Source organism: Candidatus Zixiibacteriota bacterium, assembly GCA_016933955.1.
Classification (GTDB): domain Bacteria; phylum Zixibacteria; class MSB-5A5; order GN15; family PGXB01; genus JAFGTT01.
Genome location: JAFGTT010000028.1, coordinates 1 through 16653, shown reverse-complemented (window position 1 = coordinate 16653; position 16653 = coordinate 1). Strand labels below are relative to the sequence as shown.

At 42.0% G+C, this 16653-nt stretch carries 10 protein-coding genes; 4 read left to right on the top strand and 6 right to left on the bottom strand.

Features of this window, described 5'->3' with window-relative positions; genetic code table 11:
* The first annotated feature begins 97 nt into the window (after positions 1-97).
* Positions 98-442: a cupin domain-containing protein gene (locus JXQ28_10030; GenBank protein MBN2278072.1), complete on the top strand. Its 345-nt coding sequence runs from the start codon at positions 98-100 to the stop codon at positions 440-442.
* Positions 443-481: 39 nt separating this feature from the next.
* On the opposite strand, the gene JXQ28_10025 is transcribed toward JXQ28_10030, so the two are convergent.
* The 6 genes from JXQ28_10025 to JXQ28_10000 form a co-directional block, all read right to left on the bottom strand.
* On the bottom strand, positions 482-3517 hold the full coding sequence (locus JXQ28_10025; protein ID MBN2278071.1) for a VCBS repeat-containing protein: 3036 nt from the start codon (positions 3515-3517) through the stop codon (positions 482-484).
* 829 nt (positions 3518-4346) lie between these two features.
* The gene (locus tag JXQ28_10020; protein MBN2278070.1) at positions 4347-4763 is read right to left on the bottom strand and encodes a hypothetical protein; all 417 of its coding nucleotides are present in this window, start codon (positions 4761-4763) and stop codon (positions 4347-4349) included.
* A 304-nt stretch (positions 4764-5067) separates the two neighbouring features.
* Entirely contained in the window at positions 5068-7956 is a 2889-nt protein-coding gene (locus JXQ28_10015; protein ID MBN2278069.1) for a T9SS type A sorting domain-containing protein, read from the bottom strand.
* A 261-nt stretch (positions 7957-8217) separates the two neighbouring features.
* Positions 8218-8583: a hypothetical protein gene (locus JXQ28_10010; protein ID MBN2278068.1), complete on the bottom strand. Its 366-nt coding sequence runs from the start codon at positions 8581-8583 to the stop codon at positions 8218-8220.
* A gap of 61 nt (positions 8584-8644) precedes the next feature.
* Complete coding sequence (locus tag JXQ28_10005; protein ID MBN2278067.1) at positions 8645-9580, bottom strand: sigma-54-dependent Fis family transcriptional regulator; 936 nt, start codon at positions 9578-9580, stop codon at positions 8645-8647.
* Positions 9570-11858 (bottom strand): HAMP domain-containing histidine kinase, encoded by a 2289-nt coding sequence (locus tag JXQ28_10000; GenBank protein ID MBN2278066.1) that lies wholly within the window; start codon positions 11856-11858, stop codon positions 9570-9572. The genes JXQ28_10005 and JXQ28_10000 overlap by 11 nt, the downstream gene beginning before the upstream one ends.
* Before the next feature lie 306 nt (positions 11859-12164).
* Here JXQ28_10000 and cas9 point away from each other — a divergent pair, with 306 nt between their 5' ends.
* The 3 genes from cas9 to cas2 are packed head-to-tail and all read left to right on the top strand — an operon-like array spanning position 12165 to position 16564.
* Positions 12165-15275, top strand: a complete 3111-nt coding sequence (gene cas9 / locus JXQ28_09995; GenBank protein MBN2278065.1) for a type II CRISPR RNA-guided endonuclease Cas9 — start codon at positions 12165-12167, stop codon at positions 15273-15275.
* A gap of 31 nt (positions 15276-15306) precedes the next feature.
* On the top strand, positions 15307-16230 hold the full coding sequence (cas1, locus tag JXQ28_09990) for a type II CRISPR-associated endonuclease Cas1 (protein MBN2278064.1): 924 nt from the start codon (positions 15307-15309) through the stop codon (positions 16228-16230).
* Entirely contained in the window at positions 16223-16564 is a 342-nt protein-coding gene (gene cas2, locus JXQ28_09985; protein ID MBN2278063.1) for a CRISPR-associated endonuclease Cas2, read from the top strand. The genes cas1 and cas2 overlap by 8 nt, the downstream gene beginning before the upstream one ends.
* The last annotated feature ends 89 nt before the right edge of the window (positions 16565-16653 follow it).

Genomic DNA, 16653 nt, shown 5'->3' with positions numbered 1-16653 from the left:
ACTCCGGAAGGATTATGATTACCTGCAATTAAAGGGGGGGGCCTATGTTGTTGCATATCCGGAGAAAAACAATATCAAAGTATAAGGGGGATTAATTATGCATGTCATCCGTCTGAACGAAGGAGAATCATACGAACCGGAAAATGATTGGAAACGGGTCAGCCTTTGTAATCAAAAAGATATCTCTATCGAGTATTTTATCAAACCTCCCGGTCACACGTCGCCGGAGCACAATCATCCGAGCGCTCAGGTTCTGGTCGTTCTGAAAGGAAAAATAATCATTATCACTCCCGATGATACTCAGGAGCTGGGTGAAGGTGATACCGCGTATCTGCCGGGTAATGAGACTCATATCGTGAAAAATCCCCTTGATAAAATCTCAATCGGACTGGATATTTTTGTTCCCGGCCGATCATTCGATTTCTGGCTTAAAAGAAAATAAAAAAAATGAATTAGAAAAATCACCGGAAATCTAATAGGCTTATGGACATATTGGTTCCGGTCCACTCTTATAAAGATAACTTATCAAATAGGTCACATCCAGAATATTGACCGCTCCATTTCCGTTAGCATCTCCAGCTTCCTGCGGCTCTGGAGCTGGACCCGATTTATACAGATAATTTATCAGATAGGTGACATCAAGAATATTAACTGATCCGCCGCCATTGGCATCGCCACATACATAAGAGGCAACTTCATACACAGTTATTACCTGGTTGGCATTTACGTTTGTTTTAACTGTGATTGATTGGGCTGTTGTCGGCCAATTAATTTCCACCGTATCGGCCACAGTGTAAGAGCCAAGACCGAATTCAGCCGTTAATGAATTCTGGGAGTACAGATTAGATCCTCCGGAAATTTCGTCAATTTGCGAGATACTTCCGGCGACCACTCTAACTCTGGCACCAATACCGAACCTGTTGGCGTTGGTTCCCACAAGATTGACATGCAACCAGTGATTATTGGCTCCGATCCGATTCTTAAGTAGACTATTTCCGAATTGCTGGTAAGCGCCAATCACCAGATCGAGATCCCCATCGGCATCATAGTCACCACAGGCGGCGCTGGTATTATCCAGAGTATCGATAAGAGCCAGGCTGGATACGGTAATATCCGTAAAAGCCCCGCCACCATCGTTACGAAAGAGCTTATTCGCGGCCTTATTGTTAACCAGATACAAATCAAGATCCATGTCGTTATCATAATCGCCCCACACGACATCAACCGTTGAGTCGGGTCCGGCAAGAGGTCCCGAAGTTACATCGGTAAATGTCCCGTTGCCGTTGTTATGCAGAAGATGATTACTATACTTCCGACAGGCGACAAACAGATCAAGATAACCATCGTTATCATAATCCCCCCAACCGAGTCCATAGCTGGCGTCGGTGATATTCAGTGGTGCCGCGGTGACATCCGAAAATGTGCCGTTGCCGTTATTCCTCAGAAGCAAATTGGGACGGCTTGCACCATACTTGGTGATATATATATCGGGATAACCGTCATTATCATAATCCCCCCAGGCCATACTATGGCTATAATCGCCAGTGGGCGGCAAAGCCGATGAGGTTACATCGGTAAAATTACCGCCGCCATCGTTTCGCATCAGTTTATTGCCTGTCCCGTAATAATTATCGTTGGTAAAAAACAAGTCTATATCACCATCGAGATCATAATCGGCCCAGCCCAAACCGTAGGAAAACCCGGTATCGGCAAGGACTGCGGGCGTAACGTCACTGAAGGTACCGTTGCCATTATTGTGAAAGAGTTTGTTGGGACGAAGACTGCCGCCGATACTGAGTTTTACATTATAGATATCAAGATAGCCGTCGTTATCATAATCGCCCCAGGCGACACCGGTACCGGGATCGCTGTCATTAATAGGAGAAGAAGCAACCTCGGTAAAATTACCATTCCCGTCATTTTGATAAAGGTTGTTGGGGCTGAAGTAATTAGAAACATAGAAATCAAGGTCGTCATCGTTATCGTAATCGCCCCAGGCGATACCATAAGTACCCCGGGTAGTGTTTCTTAAGGCCCAGAAAGTGGCATCGGTGAAAGAACTCAGGCTGTCGAAGGCTTTTTTCAGGTTGGGGCGCGGACCTATATATCCGGTCGGTCCCATGACCTGTGGAGTTCCGGTAGACCAGAGGACATCGCGGATTTTGGCCGGGTTCAAAGAATCAATACTCCATCCCTGATTCAGGCTATAACTCATACAACAGGCAATGGCGCCAGCCACCATCGGCGAGGCACTGGAAGTGCCGGCGAAAATGTTGGTATAAAGGGAATCTTTACCGCCGGTGCTGTATAGATATCCGTAACCGGTAGTAACCACATCTTCGCCTCCTCCCTGGAGATCATAGCGAGGGCCATAACTTGACCAATATATTCGTTCCAGATTTCCCTGGGGATAGGTTCCCCCGGCGTACGCCCCTCCTGCCCCGACAATTACCGCACCGGAATGCCCATACCAGTTCAAACTACCAGTATTATAGCCGCTGTTGGCCGTGGGAGCCCCGCCGTTACCGCCGGCCTCAACCACGTGGATTCCATTGGCTACGGCATTTTCTATGGCTGCATAAACGGCATTATATGACTGGGAATCGGGATAATAATCGCCGTACCATTCGATGGGAATGAAATCAGTATGAGTTGTATTGGGGTCTCCATAATCCCACTGCAATTCCAGGAGAATAATATCTCCGGTTGACAAGCTGTCGATGGCGTAGGCTATGGCACCCGCGGGATTAAAGGATAAGGGATCGCCATAATAGGCTCCGCACGTCTTTATATCGGCGCCGTAGCAAAGCCCGGTGGTGCCCCAACCGTTGTTATCGGAGACAAGAATGCCTAGGACAGCGGTGCCGTGATCATCAGTCTCGCCCGGTGGCAAAGCAATAGGCTCAGGATTAATCTGGGAATTCTGGGCCTTGGCTATATCGGCATGGGAGTAATTCCAACCATATTCGATATCGCATATGGTCACTCCGGCCCCGGTTCCTCCGGGCTGAGTCCATGAGAATTCGGCATCTATCCCCGATGGGGATGAACTGGCCGGATTCAAATAATATTGCGATGTTTCATAATTACCCACCGCTGGTAAGGGCGGCGGTAAAGGTACCGGCCGCGCCGACATAACCTCCGTTAACTCACCGAGTTTTCGGCATAATTCCTGGATGTCGATTTTTCCAGAAAAGGCAAGCCGATAAATATTGTTCAGGTTGTAAAGCGTCCGGCCGCTTTTGGCCTGACCCCTGGCCTGAAATTCATCGAAGCGCGCTTCCGGAAGCAGACAAATTCTTGACCATTCGAAGGCATCAAGGTCCCCCAAAATGCCATCCAATCCATTGATGGGTCGTGAGTTACTGTCAACCAGTCGCCCCTTGCGCAAACGGATTTTGAATTGGGGCCTGAACATGACTTCGATAAGATTACTCTCGGCCGGGTATAGAGCCCTGGATGCGGAGAAATCGCCGGAGGTTCCATGTGTCGTTATCTCCCCCGATTCTGCAGTCAATGCTCCAGTTCCGAGGAGTATCAAAATAAAGGTTGCAAATGGAATTAATAACGCAATCGGGCTTGGAAATTTGCTTGGTAACATGTTGGGGCCTCCCTTGGTCGAAATGATGAATTCTACAAGAAATTATATTCAGATTCGTATTCTTGCTTTTTGGCCAATGTATTGCGATAAGATAAAAGAGAACCCTTATTCCATAATATACTGAAGAGGATTATTATTGCAACCAATATTTCCAATTGAAGTGAAACACCGGAGGTCACACCCGGAGAGGTCTTCCGGTCTTCAAGGGTAGTATGCGGTGACCGATATGCCTGTCGCCAAGTATTCAGCCATGTTTATTCCGAGCCAATTCAAAAAAAATAAGAGCGCCATCCTATCCTCCCCCTTGTATAAGGATTAGCCTGGTTTGGACAAATAAAACGGCTTGAGATGGGGTGCGAAATACACGGAAAACTTCAGTCACACAAACCACTGTTTGATATTCATAAAATTGACAATCACATTAGCCGATCATATCATTTAAGGCTTCACAAAAAACAGGAATATTGAAATCCAAAAGGATCATTTTTATAAGATTGATGCTACTGTCTTGACCACTGGGTAGTTTAAAGGAGTATTTGAATTGTCTGTAGCAAGACAATTTCTCACGACCAAAGCAATCTAGTCTGATAATCGATTTTAAAATAGAAGGCAATCAAACTGGTTTTCCTATAAACCGAATCCACCTTAATTAAGCCGCCAAACTGTCCAAACAACCCGGACCACCTGTTGAAGACCTTCGAGCCTTTTTGGGGGAAACCGCCTTAAATTCTTTTGTAAATACAACTTAGACTCTGCAATCCTGAAGAAGATTTGCCAATTTCTCTTTAAAATAATCGAGTTTAAATGGAGTTTTCACAATCGCGTCGGCATCCGATTTCATGACCTCATCAGTCAATAGATACTCGACTCCCATAATAATAATGGGAACTCCATATTTGGCTTTTATTTCACTAACCAGTTCAAGGACTTTATGTACGCGTTCCTCATATGGCAATATTGTTGACCTTAACATGATATTATTCACCGTTAGAATGAAAATCTTGAAATCAATCTGATCAGCGAATTCCCTTAGTTCATCCAAATAGGCAGAGTTATAAATTGTTATCGCGGATTCTTTACCAACGACATCCTCAATAAGTTCGCCAAGAAGCTCAACCATCAATGGCTCGGATTCACCGATAAGAACTTGAAATTCTTTCATATTAACATTCTCGGCATGCATTTACCTGAACTTGATCACTTCAAAGGTATAATGAATGCAATGCCATTTCTATTTAATATGAGAATCCAACATTTAGTGCCAGATCGACATTGTCGGTATTATCATCATATTTATCTTTATACTATAGATATTTCAAATCGATGAAGTTATAATCTTTATTATGCTTACAGCCATTTCTTCTCCCTGCTATATAATTTGCCCGGAGGTGAGAGCACCGCACCCCCGGGCTTGAAGGTCAAAATCGATCAGCCAAAAACAGTCAGATCGATTTCGTTCCCCCCGTCTATTTAATCAAAGTCATCTTCCTCGTTTCTTTGAATTCACCGGCTATCAGCCGATAAAAATAAATCCCGGACGCCTGTCTCGAGGCATCCCAGACCGCCGTATGGTTGCCAGCCTCGAGATAGTCGTCAACCAGCGTTTCGACTTTCCGTCCCAGGATATCATAAACCGCCAGGCTGACATCTCCCGATTTCGGCAGACTGAATTCAATCTCCGTTACCGGGTTAAAGGGATTAGGGTGGTTCTGGCTGAGCGTATATTCCATAGGTAACATGTCATTAGCCGGATGATTGGCAATGGCGAATCCGACCCCCTGAGCCTTTATATCCGAACCGAGAACGTGAGTTAACTCAACCATGCCATCAAGCTCCAGCACACGGGCCGAACCGGCTTTAATCATGGTTTTTCCACTGATATCCACCAGACAGCCTCGAACTCGATTCTCCTCCTGCCGATAATAAAGCTCCATCCCATTAGCCAAGTTGCGGATATTCAAAGATTCTTGGGTTTCGGTGATTAAACCGAATTCAACTGCCATTATATCTATCGGGGAATTGAGCGATATATAAGTTTTGCCATTATCATAGAAGGTTTCAATTGTCCCCAACATCACTACTGCCGTTTTCTCCACCGATCCTTCCCCAACGCATCCGCACACCGGTGCTGGGCCACCGCGATAGAGATAGTTGATCAGATAGGTCACATCGAGGATATTGGTGGCGCAATCACCATTGGGATCACCGGCCTTCGGGCAGACCGGCTCCGGGCAATCCTTATATAAATAGCATATAAATGTTGTGGCATCGAGAATATTTACTCCACCGGAACGATTAACATCTCCCGGAATATAATTGTCAATATAGGATGTATCGATTTTAACGGCTGGAACATATTCCTTCGGCGGGACAGCAGCATCGGAAAAGGCCAGATGGTAATTGACATCATCCGATAATGTCGTGTCCAGCACCAGATCGAATTCACAAATTTCACTGGTCGGATCATTACTCCGGAAAATAAGATTGATCAGAATATCATCGCTCTCCGGTGGAATTGAATTCATCCCCATCCCATCTATAAATCCAAGAACGAACTGATTCTCACTTAACACCGTATCATCGCCTGTCCAGCCTTCGCACAATGTTCCTTCGAGTGAATACCCAAAATAAGTTGCATTAGCATAATCATAAATAATCGGGATATTATAACCTGTGATTTCAGTCTTGTTTTTAATTTTAACCGGAATCTCAAATGTCCCATCACTATTCAAGCAGGATTCAATTGATGTGATGAAGAGGGAATCGGGATTGCATAATCCGTAAATGCTATCAATTTCCTCTTCTGAAAGAGCAAAATTATAAATCCTAATCTCATCGATCATACCCGTAAAATACTGCCATCCATTAGGATACCAGCCAGCACCAACTGTAATTGACCCGTCATTCTCGTCAGTATGTCCAATTCCAGTAATATCAAGACTATCGATCAAATGACCATTAATATATAGTTCATGCGAAATGCCGGCCTTAACTACCTCTGTTATATGATAAGGCCTGTTAATCTCTGTTTCAAATCCACTTTTGACGACCCAATTCATATTGGGCACTTTATCCCATATATTGGCGATTAATTGAAGACTATCCGGATTATGAAGGTCAATACTAATGCCGTAACTTTGAGACTCATAATTTTCTGGATTTCGATCTTTAATAAGAATATAATCGCAATAATCGCATCCAGGTATTAAAGATGTCGCCTTGAACCATAGTGATATTGTGTACGAGTCGGTAGCAGCATCGAAGGAAAGCACTCCTTCTGCAGGAATCTCAATATAATCCCCCTCCCCATCAAAATATGCTCCAACTCCGCAAGCACCCTCGCCATAAGAAACATCACCATTTATTACCCCATCAAAACCATTTCCAGTTTGATCATTTGCGTTTTCTTCAAATGAATAATAGGCCAACATTCCTGGAACGAAACCATCCGTAGTAAATAGAATCTCATCATTGTTCCAATCCCAAACTCTTTCGTCAAAATCAACGGTGTTGGTGATATTTACGGCATTAGTTCCATCACTGTCCATTATATAAATATCCCACTGAGAACCATCATGATATGAATAGCAGATTTGGGTCCCGTTTGGCGACCACAACGGCTTTTCAAGATGAGGCCCATATACCGATCCATCCGGCACAAATGTGAGCTGAGTTTTATTAGCCCCATCAATGTCCATAACGAATATATTATCCGTTCTACCTGCTCCATATGCGTGCAAGTAGACTATTTTTGTTTCGTCTGCGGAAATATCTGGTGATCTGTCGGGTAATGAATTGGTAGTTAATTGGGTATAATCCGGGATGTTGTCTTTGGGGGTAAGAAATATTTCTTCTGTATTCCCATTGCTCCCCATTTGCACCCCAAAACAGATATAGTTATCTGACAAGTCGAAATTTGCCAAATGATTCCATTCAGTCTGAGTGAATAATGTTGAAGTCTTCATCACATTGCATCCGTTAAAAGAAATATCACGATATTCGGAAATATTCCCGCTTGATTGATGATATCGATACCAAATTGTCGAATTATCATAAAATCTGGATGACGCCTGAGCGTAGGATTCATTATAATCAGTCAACTGACATGTTATGCCCTGATTGATGTCGTACAAATAAATTTCCTGATATCCGTCAGCACCTATATTGGAAAAGTAAGTTACTTTGGTTAAGTCGGGTGACCAATGAACATGCTCCGGATTATTTTCAGTTACACATATCAAATGCTTGTTATTCCCATCGGGATGCATAGTCCCAATTGACAGACTTGCTATAGCTGGCAAAGAAATAAACATCGCGAGCATGAAAAAAATCGATATTATTATGGCTACTTTCATACATCCTCCGATTAGATTGTTATTTTTATATCGTTGGTAATCAGGTTCCGGTTAGATAAGGTCTCCTCCCTTCTCCATCCCCGCTTTTTATTAAACTTGATTATTTTATTATTGGTTTGGGGATTAGAATTGCAATTGCCGTGCCACAATTTGGGACGGACATAATTCAATGAAAATTAATATGTTACGAATGGATTCTAATTCAGGCGTGGCAAAGAAGACACTTTTGAAATAAAATCAAAGTGAAAATAAAACACACACTCAATTAGTGTCGCTATTTTTTAATAATGATATTTCGATATCATGATATTTAATTTTCTTGTGAAGATTGGAGCGTTCTATTGATAGGATATCAGCCGCCCTGGCAATATTATAATTCGCCTCATGAAGAGCCTCAATAATACAGGTCTTTTCATATCTTTTCATCCTGACTGCCAGTTTTTTGTTGTCTGTTTCAAGGTTGGCTTTATTGGCCAATATTTTCTCGACATCGCTTCCTATAATTAACTCGGAATCAGAGTTAATTATAAGCTCTTTGACTCTATTTTTTAATTCCCTTACATTTCCAGGCCAATCATATTTTATTAAGCGGCTAATCGCGGTCTGATCGAAAAACCGTGTTGACATACAATTTTCATTGGTATAATCGGAACTGAATTTTTGAATAAGAAAAGGAATGTCCTCTTTTCTATTTCTTAAAGGAGGCAAAATTAACACTTAATCCATTTAGTCTTTGATACAGATCAAATCGGAAAGATTTTTCTTCAACCATTTTTTCCAAATTATTATTGGTGGCACAAATTATTCTAATGTCGGCCTTCCGTTCCATGGGGGCGCCTATTTTGATATAGGTTTTATATTCAACCACACGGAGAATTTTAGCCTGTGTGGTCAAATCCAGATCGCCGATTTCATCAAGAAACAGTGTGCCACCATCAGCATATTCAAAGTATCCGGTTCTTTCTCCGGCATTGCTGAAGGCATCCCTGTTGTGGCCAAATAGTTCCGATTCAACCTGAGCCCGATCCTTGGAACTGCATTGATATATAACCAATTTTCCCCTATTGCTTAGATTATGTATTGCCTGGGCGACCAGCTCTTTTCCAGTTCCGGATTCTCCGGTAATTAATACATTATTATTTGTTGGACCAAACTTATTGATGAATTCAAAGACGGCCATCATTACATTTGATCTACCGACAATTTTAAAAGACGACTCCGCCTGAAGAAGCAAATTTATTTTATTGTTGTCTGATTGAAATGATTCAGATGCATTTTTTACTGAACGCTTTAGCTCAGTTGCCGATCTGCCCTTTTGAATATAATCAAACGGCTTTTCTTTTCTATCGATTTCATCCTCGTCATATTCTCCAGGAAAACCGGTATGTAAAATCAAACGAGTCTTTGGAAGTATTTCTCTAATATGTCGGCCAGCCTCTAACCCATCCATTCCGGGCATCTTAATATCCATAATAACAACAGCAATATCTAAATTTTCTTTGGCGATTTCTATGGCCTCATCACCTGATCGAGCTATTAGAACATGATATTCATCGCAAAAATACTCTTTTAGCCATTTCAATCCCTCTTCATTATCGTCGACAATCAATATTTTAACCTTCATCACTATGCCTTTTTAATCTAATTACAAAAGTTGTCCCCTTATCCTTTCCGCTTTCCACCATTATTATTCCGCCATACATTTCAACAATCTTCTTACTCAATGAAAGGCCTATGCCTTTGCCTTTATCCGGTTTTGTTGAATAAAAAGCCTCAAATATCCTGTCAATCTTATCCGATTCTATCCCAATGCCATTGTCCCTGAAATGCAACTCGATAAAATCATAATCTGAACCAATGCCAATATTAATTGCCGGTTCAGAATTATTGGAAAGGGCATCAATGCAATTCAATAACAGGTTATTGAGTACAATTGCGAGTTGTTTATGATTACTGATAACAACATACTCCTGGGTGTTATCATATTCAAGAGATATACCGGAATTATCAATCAATGACCTGTTACTATTTATTACTTCCTTGATAACAGCATCGAGATTAACTCTTTCCGGAATATATTGGGAATCAAGCTTAGTGTACTGGGATATCAACTCGGTCAGATCAACGGCCTTTCCAATAGAGATGTCTATACTTTTCAGATATTCCCGGAGTTTATTTTCCTCGATTTTCCCGATATCATCCGACATTTTTAATTTGGCAATGATAATGTCAACCGGGTAAAGAGCATTTCTTATTTCATGCGCAAATCCACCTGCGATATCTTTTGCCTGTTTATATTTCTCCTGTTCAATTATTTTTTGCTGAGCGTCTTTCAGCTCCTGGTGCATCTTTTCCAGTTCATTTTTTTGCTTTTTTATCAGGATCAAATTGGATTTCGTTTTCCTCCTATAAAAATTAACAAAATATAGAGCCACAATTGTCCCTGTCATGATTACCAGAAAATAATCTTTGTTATTAACAAAAACGATTGATAGTATTTTCGAAAGAGGTTTTTTCTTAATACTACCGATACACCAACAATTCCCGCCGCCTAAAACTATATCGGTAACACTATTATGCCGATCATAAATCAGGGGTTCATAATAATTGGCGCAACCCTGTGATAAATGTAATAACTTCTTTAGACTAAAATCATAAATTCCATCCCGGAAAAACAGCGCATCTTCATCGCTTGACGGTAATCTGATTGTGCCGAAATATGTGATAACCCTGGGTGCTTGAGCCTCAGCTATTGGCTCTAATTCTGAATTAAATATAAATACAGTGAAAGCGTTATTCTGAACAAATAGAGCTTTATTCCTGGCATCACGATAGGGCATCAACCATATTTTATTCGGTTTCATCGAAAGAGAAATGGTTTTTAGAACTTCTCCCTGCTTTGTTATCTTGGATAAATAATATTTGTTGTCAGTATATTCCAAGGTGTCAGAAATTGTTTCAAGTTCAACTTGATGTGGTAAATAGAACACTCCTTTTTGTTCTGAAGGTATCAAGCTACAGCTAAAATGTTCAAATGCTACAATCTTCGAGTAAATGATTTCGCCTTTGGCATTAATCATTGCAATATATGAATACTGATCGTTAAAATTGTCATCGTTTATGTCATTCTTTGGATTATAACCATGAATAATAATTCCCGGATTAAGCGAATCTTCTAAGCTAAATAATCTTCCATGATCCAGTATTAATGCAACCGGTATTTTCCATTCTATTTTAAATTTTTCAAGTTCTATACAATATAACGTGCGCGTAAACATTTCATCTTTCGGGTCAATATAAATAAAGATCTCATGAATCCCATCGTAGTCATAGTCGTCTATTAGCAGGACAATCAAAGAAGCGTCCCAAAAGCCATCACCATTATGGTCGCTTTCGCTCTGCAGAAATAATAGTTCAGGCGGTTCTTCAATTTCCGGATTTATTTTAAACACAAAGGCGGAGTCATTCCGGGTTCCCCCGCCAGTAATAATGCCAAATCCAAGATTTGAATCGTTATAAAATGACCAATCATTTACTATTAAATCAATTGAATCATCGTCAATCAGTCTGATTGATTCCCTTGCATCTACCATCGAAAAAGTGGCTGGTCTCGGATAATTAAGGGAAGGATTTGACACCCTGATATAACAGCCACTTTGTGTACTGCTTATGGCCGGTTTATAGACATGAATTGGATTATATATTATTTTCGATTTTGCTCCCCAGTCATTGAGATCGGACAATTCTATATAATACGGCAAGTAGGATGTATCGACATCAGATTCGATGTTAAATTTGTCAATTGCATAAAGATCGGTATGAAAAATATTCAATATTATCAGGACAAGGAAGACAACTTTTAATGGACAAAATATTTCTTTATTTGTAATTATTTCATTCATATGTTTCAATGGTAGATCAGTTTAAATAAATATAGACTCCCCCATAAGTTATTGTCAATTCTATAATTGGATTCATAATATAATTTCTTCACTCACACCCGATACTCTACCGTTTATCAATTACTTAGGCGGATTGGAACACGGCCGAGACCTATAAAAAACGCCCGTTCTGGACGGGCGTGGCGGCTCCGTAGAGCCAAAACCTACGAGACAGTTGTCTCTTACTGAGGGTTGACAGACAACCGCCGCTTGATTACATTCATAATATATATATCCAAAGTCGATAGACTTGTCAAGGAGTTTTAAATGAAAAACAAATCATCCGGGCTCAGGATCCTGGGGATTGATCTGGGGTCCAATTCTGTCGGCTGGGCCATGATTAATCAATCAAAATCCAATCCGTCTATTCTTGGAGTCGGGGTCAGAGTCTTTGAGGCCGGTCTCGACAGCCTCGAGCAGGATGGCCGAGGTAAATCCCGAAATCTCGAGCGGCGCGAGGCCCGTTCCAGGAGACGGATGACAGAACGCACATCGAGACGCCTGAGAAAATTGGCCTTCCTTCTCCAAAAATCGGGATTGCTTCCCGATGGCAATATTAAAGACTCGGGTCAACGCCAGCTCTTATTTACGGAGTTGGATCTACAACTTGGTTCGCCATATCTAATTAGAGCCAAAGCGTTGGAAGAAAAATTGGATAAGTTCGAAATTGGACGTGTTTTTTACCATCTTGCCCAGCGGAGAGGGTTCCTTAGCAATAGAAAATCAGCGCCTAAACAGGAAGACGAAGAAAAGGGAATCAAGGGTGAAATATCTGAATTGGCCGATTCAATCAAAAAAACTGACTGCCGGACTTTGGGAGAATATTTCTCAAAATTAAATCCAAAAGAGAGCCGCATCAGAACTCGATATACTTCTCGCAAAATGTATATGGAAGAATTTCATGCTATCTGGGAGAGCCAGAAAAGGTTCTATCCCGAACTGCTTACTGACGAAATAAAGAAGATGATTTATCACGCCGTTTTCTATCAGCGGCCGCTTAAAAGCCAGAAAGGCCTGGTGGGCAAATGCGAGTTGGAAACAGGATGCAGAAGAGCGGCATGGGGATTGATTGTTTCTCAGAGGTTCAGGTATCTTCAGTCGATCAACAATCTTCGCATACAGGAATCATCAAAATTCACCGATAGGTCCCTTTCAAAAGAAGAACGAAAACTACTGATTGAAGCTTTGGAATACGCTGGGGATCAAACATTTCCAAAAATCCGAAAGCTTCTTGGGCTAAATAAGTTCGACAAATTCAACCTGGAACTTGGCGGAGAGAAAAAAATCCCCGGTAATCGCACCGTTGCCAGTATTATCAAGATTATCGGAATGGATAAATGGCTGAGTTTAAGTGAGGATCGGCGTGTCGCTTTGGTTGATGATTTCCGTTGTATCGAAAAAGATTCCACCCTGAAAAACAGGCTCATGGAATTTTGGGCCTTATCCGAAGAAGAGGCTCAAAATGCGGCTGAAATTCGCTTGGAAAGTGGCTACTGTAATTTCTCTCAGCGGGCATTAAAAAGACTCCTTCCATACCTAATGGAAGATTTCCCTCTCCCATCGGCAATTAAAGAATGTTATCCTGAAAGGTTTGAGAGAATCGACCTCGATATGAATAATCTACCTCCCGTCAAGTCCGATTTCCTCCCGGAACTTCGCAATCCCATTGTCGAACGATCGCTGACTGAATTGCGAAAAACCATAAACGCTATTATCAGGGAATATGGCAAACCGGATTATATTCGGATTGAATTGGCTCGCGATCTTCGCCAATCAGCCACACAAAGACAGAATAAATGGAAGAAAATGCGACTCAATGAAAGAGATAGAGAAAACGCGGCTCAAAAAATAATGGAAGAAACGTCAATAAGTAATCCAACCGCAACCGATATATTGAAGGTCCAATTGGCAAGCGAATGTAATTGGGAATGTCCGTATACAGGAAGAGCAATAAGTATTACATCACTTGTCGGTGACCATCCTCAATTCGATATTGAACATATCATCCCTTTTGATCGCTGTCTTGATAATTCCTATGTGAATAAAACACTCTGCTGGGCAGAGGAAAATCGGAATACAAAACACAAAAGAACGCCGTTTGAGGCATATCATAACATTGATAAATGGGATGATATAATTAGCCGAGTCGAGAATTTTAAAGGTGATATGGCACGGATAAAATTGCGTCGTTTCTTAATGCCGCCCAAAGAAGTTGACGGCCTTTTAAGCGAGTTTACCAATCGCCAGCTCAATGATACGCGCTGGGCCTCCAAATGGGCTAAAAGGTATCTTGGTCTCCTCTTTGGCGGGACCAACTCCGATGGTATTGATTCTTCCGGGAAACGTCGAGTCATGGCAACCAGCGGTCAGATTACAGCATTTCTTAGAAACGAATGGGGACTTAATAAAATCCTTAGTGATGGCCCCGGTAAAACTCGTGATGATCATCGCCACCACGCTGTCGATGCCATTGCGGTGGCATTGACTGACCAAGCCACCATTAAGATTCTCAGTCAGGCCTCTCAACGATCGATTTCTTATACACATCGCCTGTTCAAATCAGTTCCTCAACCATGGGATGGTTTTTTTGCCGAAGTAGAAGGCAAAATAAAGGATGTCATTGTTTCGCACAGTGTATCAAAAAAAGTCAGAGGTCCGCTTCATAAAGAAACTCTCTATGGAAAACCGCGAACAGACAGCAATGGAAAAACATATGTCCATATCCGGACCCGGGTAGATAATCTCTCCATAAAGGATATCGAAAATATCATTGATCCGACAATCCGTTATGCTGTCCTGAGCAAACTTCAGGAACTCGATATCGATGACCCCAAAAAGGCCTTTGCATCACCGGAAAATCATCCTGTTATAACTGGAGGCGATGGACGGATTATCCCGATTCACAAAGTCAGAATACGTGATAATCGACAGACTACCCCTATCGGAGGTTTGAATAGTATCAGGTATGTCCAAACAGCATCAAACCATCATATGGAAATCGTTGAAATTAAATTCCCGAAAAGCGACAGGGTTAAATGGGAAGGTCACGTGGTGACTCTGATGGAAGCCTATCAACGAAAACTAAACGGTCAACCAATAATACAAAGAGAATTCGGTGATAATAGAGCCTTCAAATTCTCTCTATCTAATGGAGAGGTTATTGAATTGGATACCCCCAATGGCAAAAAGAAACTATATGTTGTCAGATCGATTGAAAAAGATACTTCTAATATTCGATTTGTTCCCATTAATGATGCCAGACCCTTGAAGAATATCGGGAAAAAGGGATTCACGGCTTTGCCAGAACCATTGCGAAAGAAAAATTGCAGGAAAATATGTATCACACCGCTTGGTCAAATAAGAGACGCAAATGATTAATAGACAGCAGGATTAAAGTGTAACGGACGATATGTCGATAATATTGTCCGGTATGACGGACAAACGAATTATCGATCTTTCGGAGGAACCGGCCGCCCTCAGTGTCCGATATGATCAGCTAATAATTAAACACCCGGACCGGACTCATTCCGTTCCGCTTGAGGATTTGGCTGTTTTAATACTGTCCAATCCTGTAATAAATTGCACTCAGGCCGTTCTTGCGGGAATATGCGCCGAATCAGGAACCATTATTATCTGCAATGAAAAGCGTTTGCCGGTTGGTCTTTTAATGCCCCTGGCAGATAATTCAGTTCAGGCCGAACGCTTTGCCGCTCAGGCCGCAGTTCAACTCCCCACAAAAAAAAGAATTTGGATGCAAATCATAAAAGCCAAGATCATCGCGCAGGGCGAGTTGCTAAAATCCCTGAAAGGTGATGACCATGGTCTGGTTGTAATGACCAAAAAGGTCCGATCTGGAGATCCAAACAATTTTGAGGCTCAGGCCTCAAGACGCTATTGGCCCGCGCTTTTCGGGGACTCCTTTCGGCGAATCCCGGGGTCAAATGACGGGATCAATAGACTACTGAATTATGGCTATGCAATCATGCGAGGTATTGTCTGTCGAGCTATTTGTGCATCCGGATTGCACCCCACTCTTGGCGTCCATCATCATAACCGCTATAATCCCTTTTGTCTGGCCGATGACCTGATGGAGCCCCTCAGGCCGCTTGCAGATCGGGCTGTTTGGCGAGCAATAGATATTTGGGGACCTGACACGCCTTTGAACAATGATGCGAAAAAGGTGCTTTTGGAAAATATCATGAACGCAAATTTGTTAATAGGGAAAGAATCCCGGAATATATTCGATGCCATATCGAGGTATTCCTCTTCCCTGGCATCCGTTTATTTGGGCAATTGCCGGAAACTAATGATTCCGGCCATAAATTATGACTGAGAGAAGGAATTTATCTCCCTTCAGGGCTATGTGGTTATTTACCTTTTTTGATCTTCCGGTAACAACACGCAAAGCACGCCGGGAATACAGCCGTTTCAGGACTTCCTTGCTCAAAGAGGGCTTTGCCATGCTTCAATTTTCGGTTTATGCCCGATATTGCAGTAGCGAAGAAAAATCCAAATCGATAAGCAGCAGACTAAAACCGCTCTTACCCCCGGGCGGCCAGATCAGATTTCTTGCCGTAACCGAGCATCAATTCGGCAAAATGCTGGTTTTTCATGGCAAAAAGCGTGTCTCCACCGAAAAACCGCCCCAGCAATTAATGCTTTTTTAGATTTCGTAATTAATAAAACTCCCTGCAAGATTATGGCTTACAGGGAGTAGAAATGTAATCAAGCGGCCGTTGTTGTCAAGCCCCAGCTG

Excerpts from the sequence above, each read along its gene's own strand:
- JXQ28_10030 (MBN2278072.1), top strand. The coding sequence starts at position 98 with ATGCATGTCATCCGTCTGAACGAAGGAGAATCATACGAACCGGAAAAT.
- JXQ28_10020 (MBN2278070.1), bottom strand. The coding sequence starts at position 4,763 with ATGAAAGAATTTCAAGTTCTTATCGGTGAATCCGAGCCATTGATGGTT.
- JXQ28_10015 (MBN2278069.1), bottom strand. The coding sequence starts at position 7,956 with ATGAAAGTAGCCATAATAATATCGATTTTTTTCATGCTCGCGATGTTT.
- JXQ28_10010 (MBN2278068.1), bottom strand. The coding sequence starts at position 8,583 with ATGTCAACACGGTTTTTCGATCAGACCGCGATTAGCCGCTTAATAAAA.
- JXQ28_10005 (MBN2278067.1), bottom strand. The coding sequence starts at position 9,580 with ATGAAGGTTAAAATATTGATTGTCGACGATAATGAAGAGGGATTGAAA.
- JXQ28_10000 (MBN2278066.1), bottom strand. The coding sequence starts at position 11,858 with ATGAATGAAATAATTACAAATAAAGAAATATTTTGTCCATTAAAAGTT.
- cas9 (MBN2278065.1), top strand. The coding sequence starts at position 12,165 with ATGAAAAACAAATCATCCGGGCTCAGGATCCTGGGGATTGATCTGGGG.
- cas1 (MBN2278064.1), top strand. The coding sequence starts at position 15,307 with ATGTCGATAATATTGTCCGGTATGACGGACAAACGAATTATCGATCTT.
- cas2 (MBN2278063.1), top strand. The coding sequence starts at position 16,223 with ATGACTGAGAGAAGGAATTTATCTCCCTTCAGGGCTATGTGGTTATTT.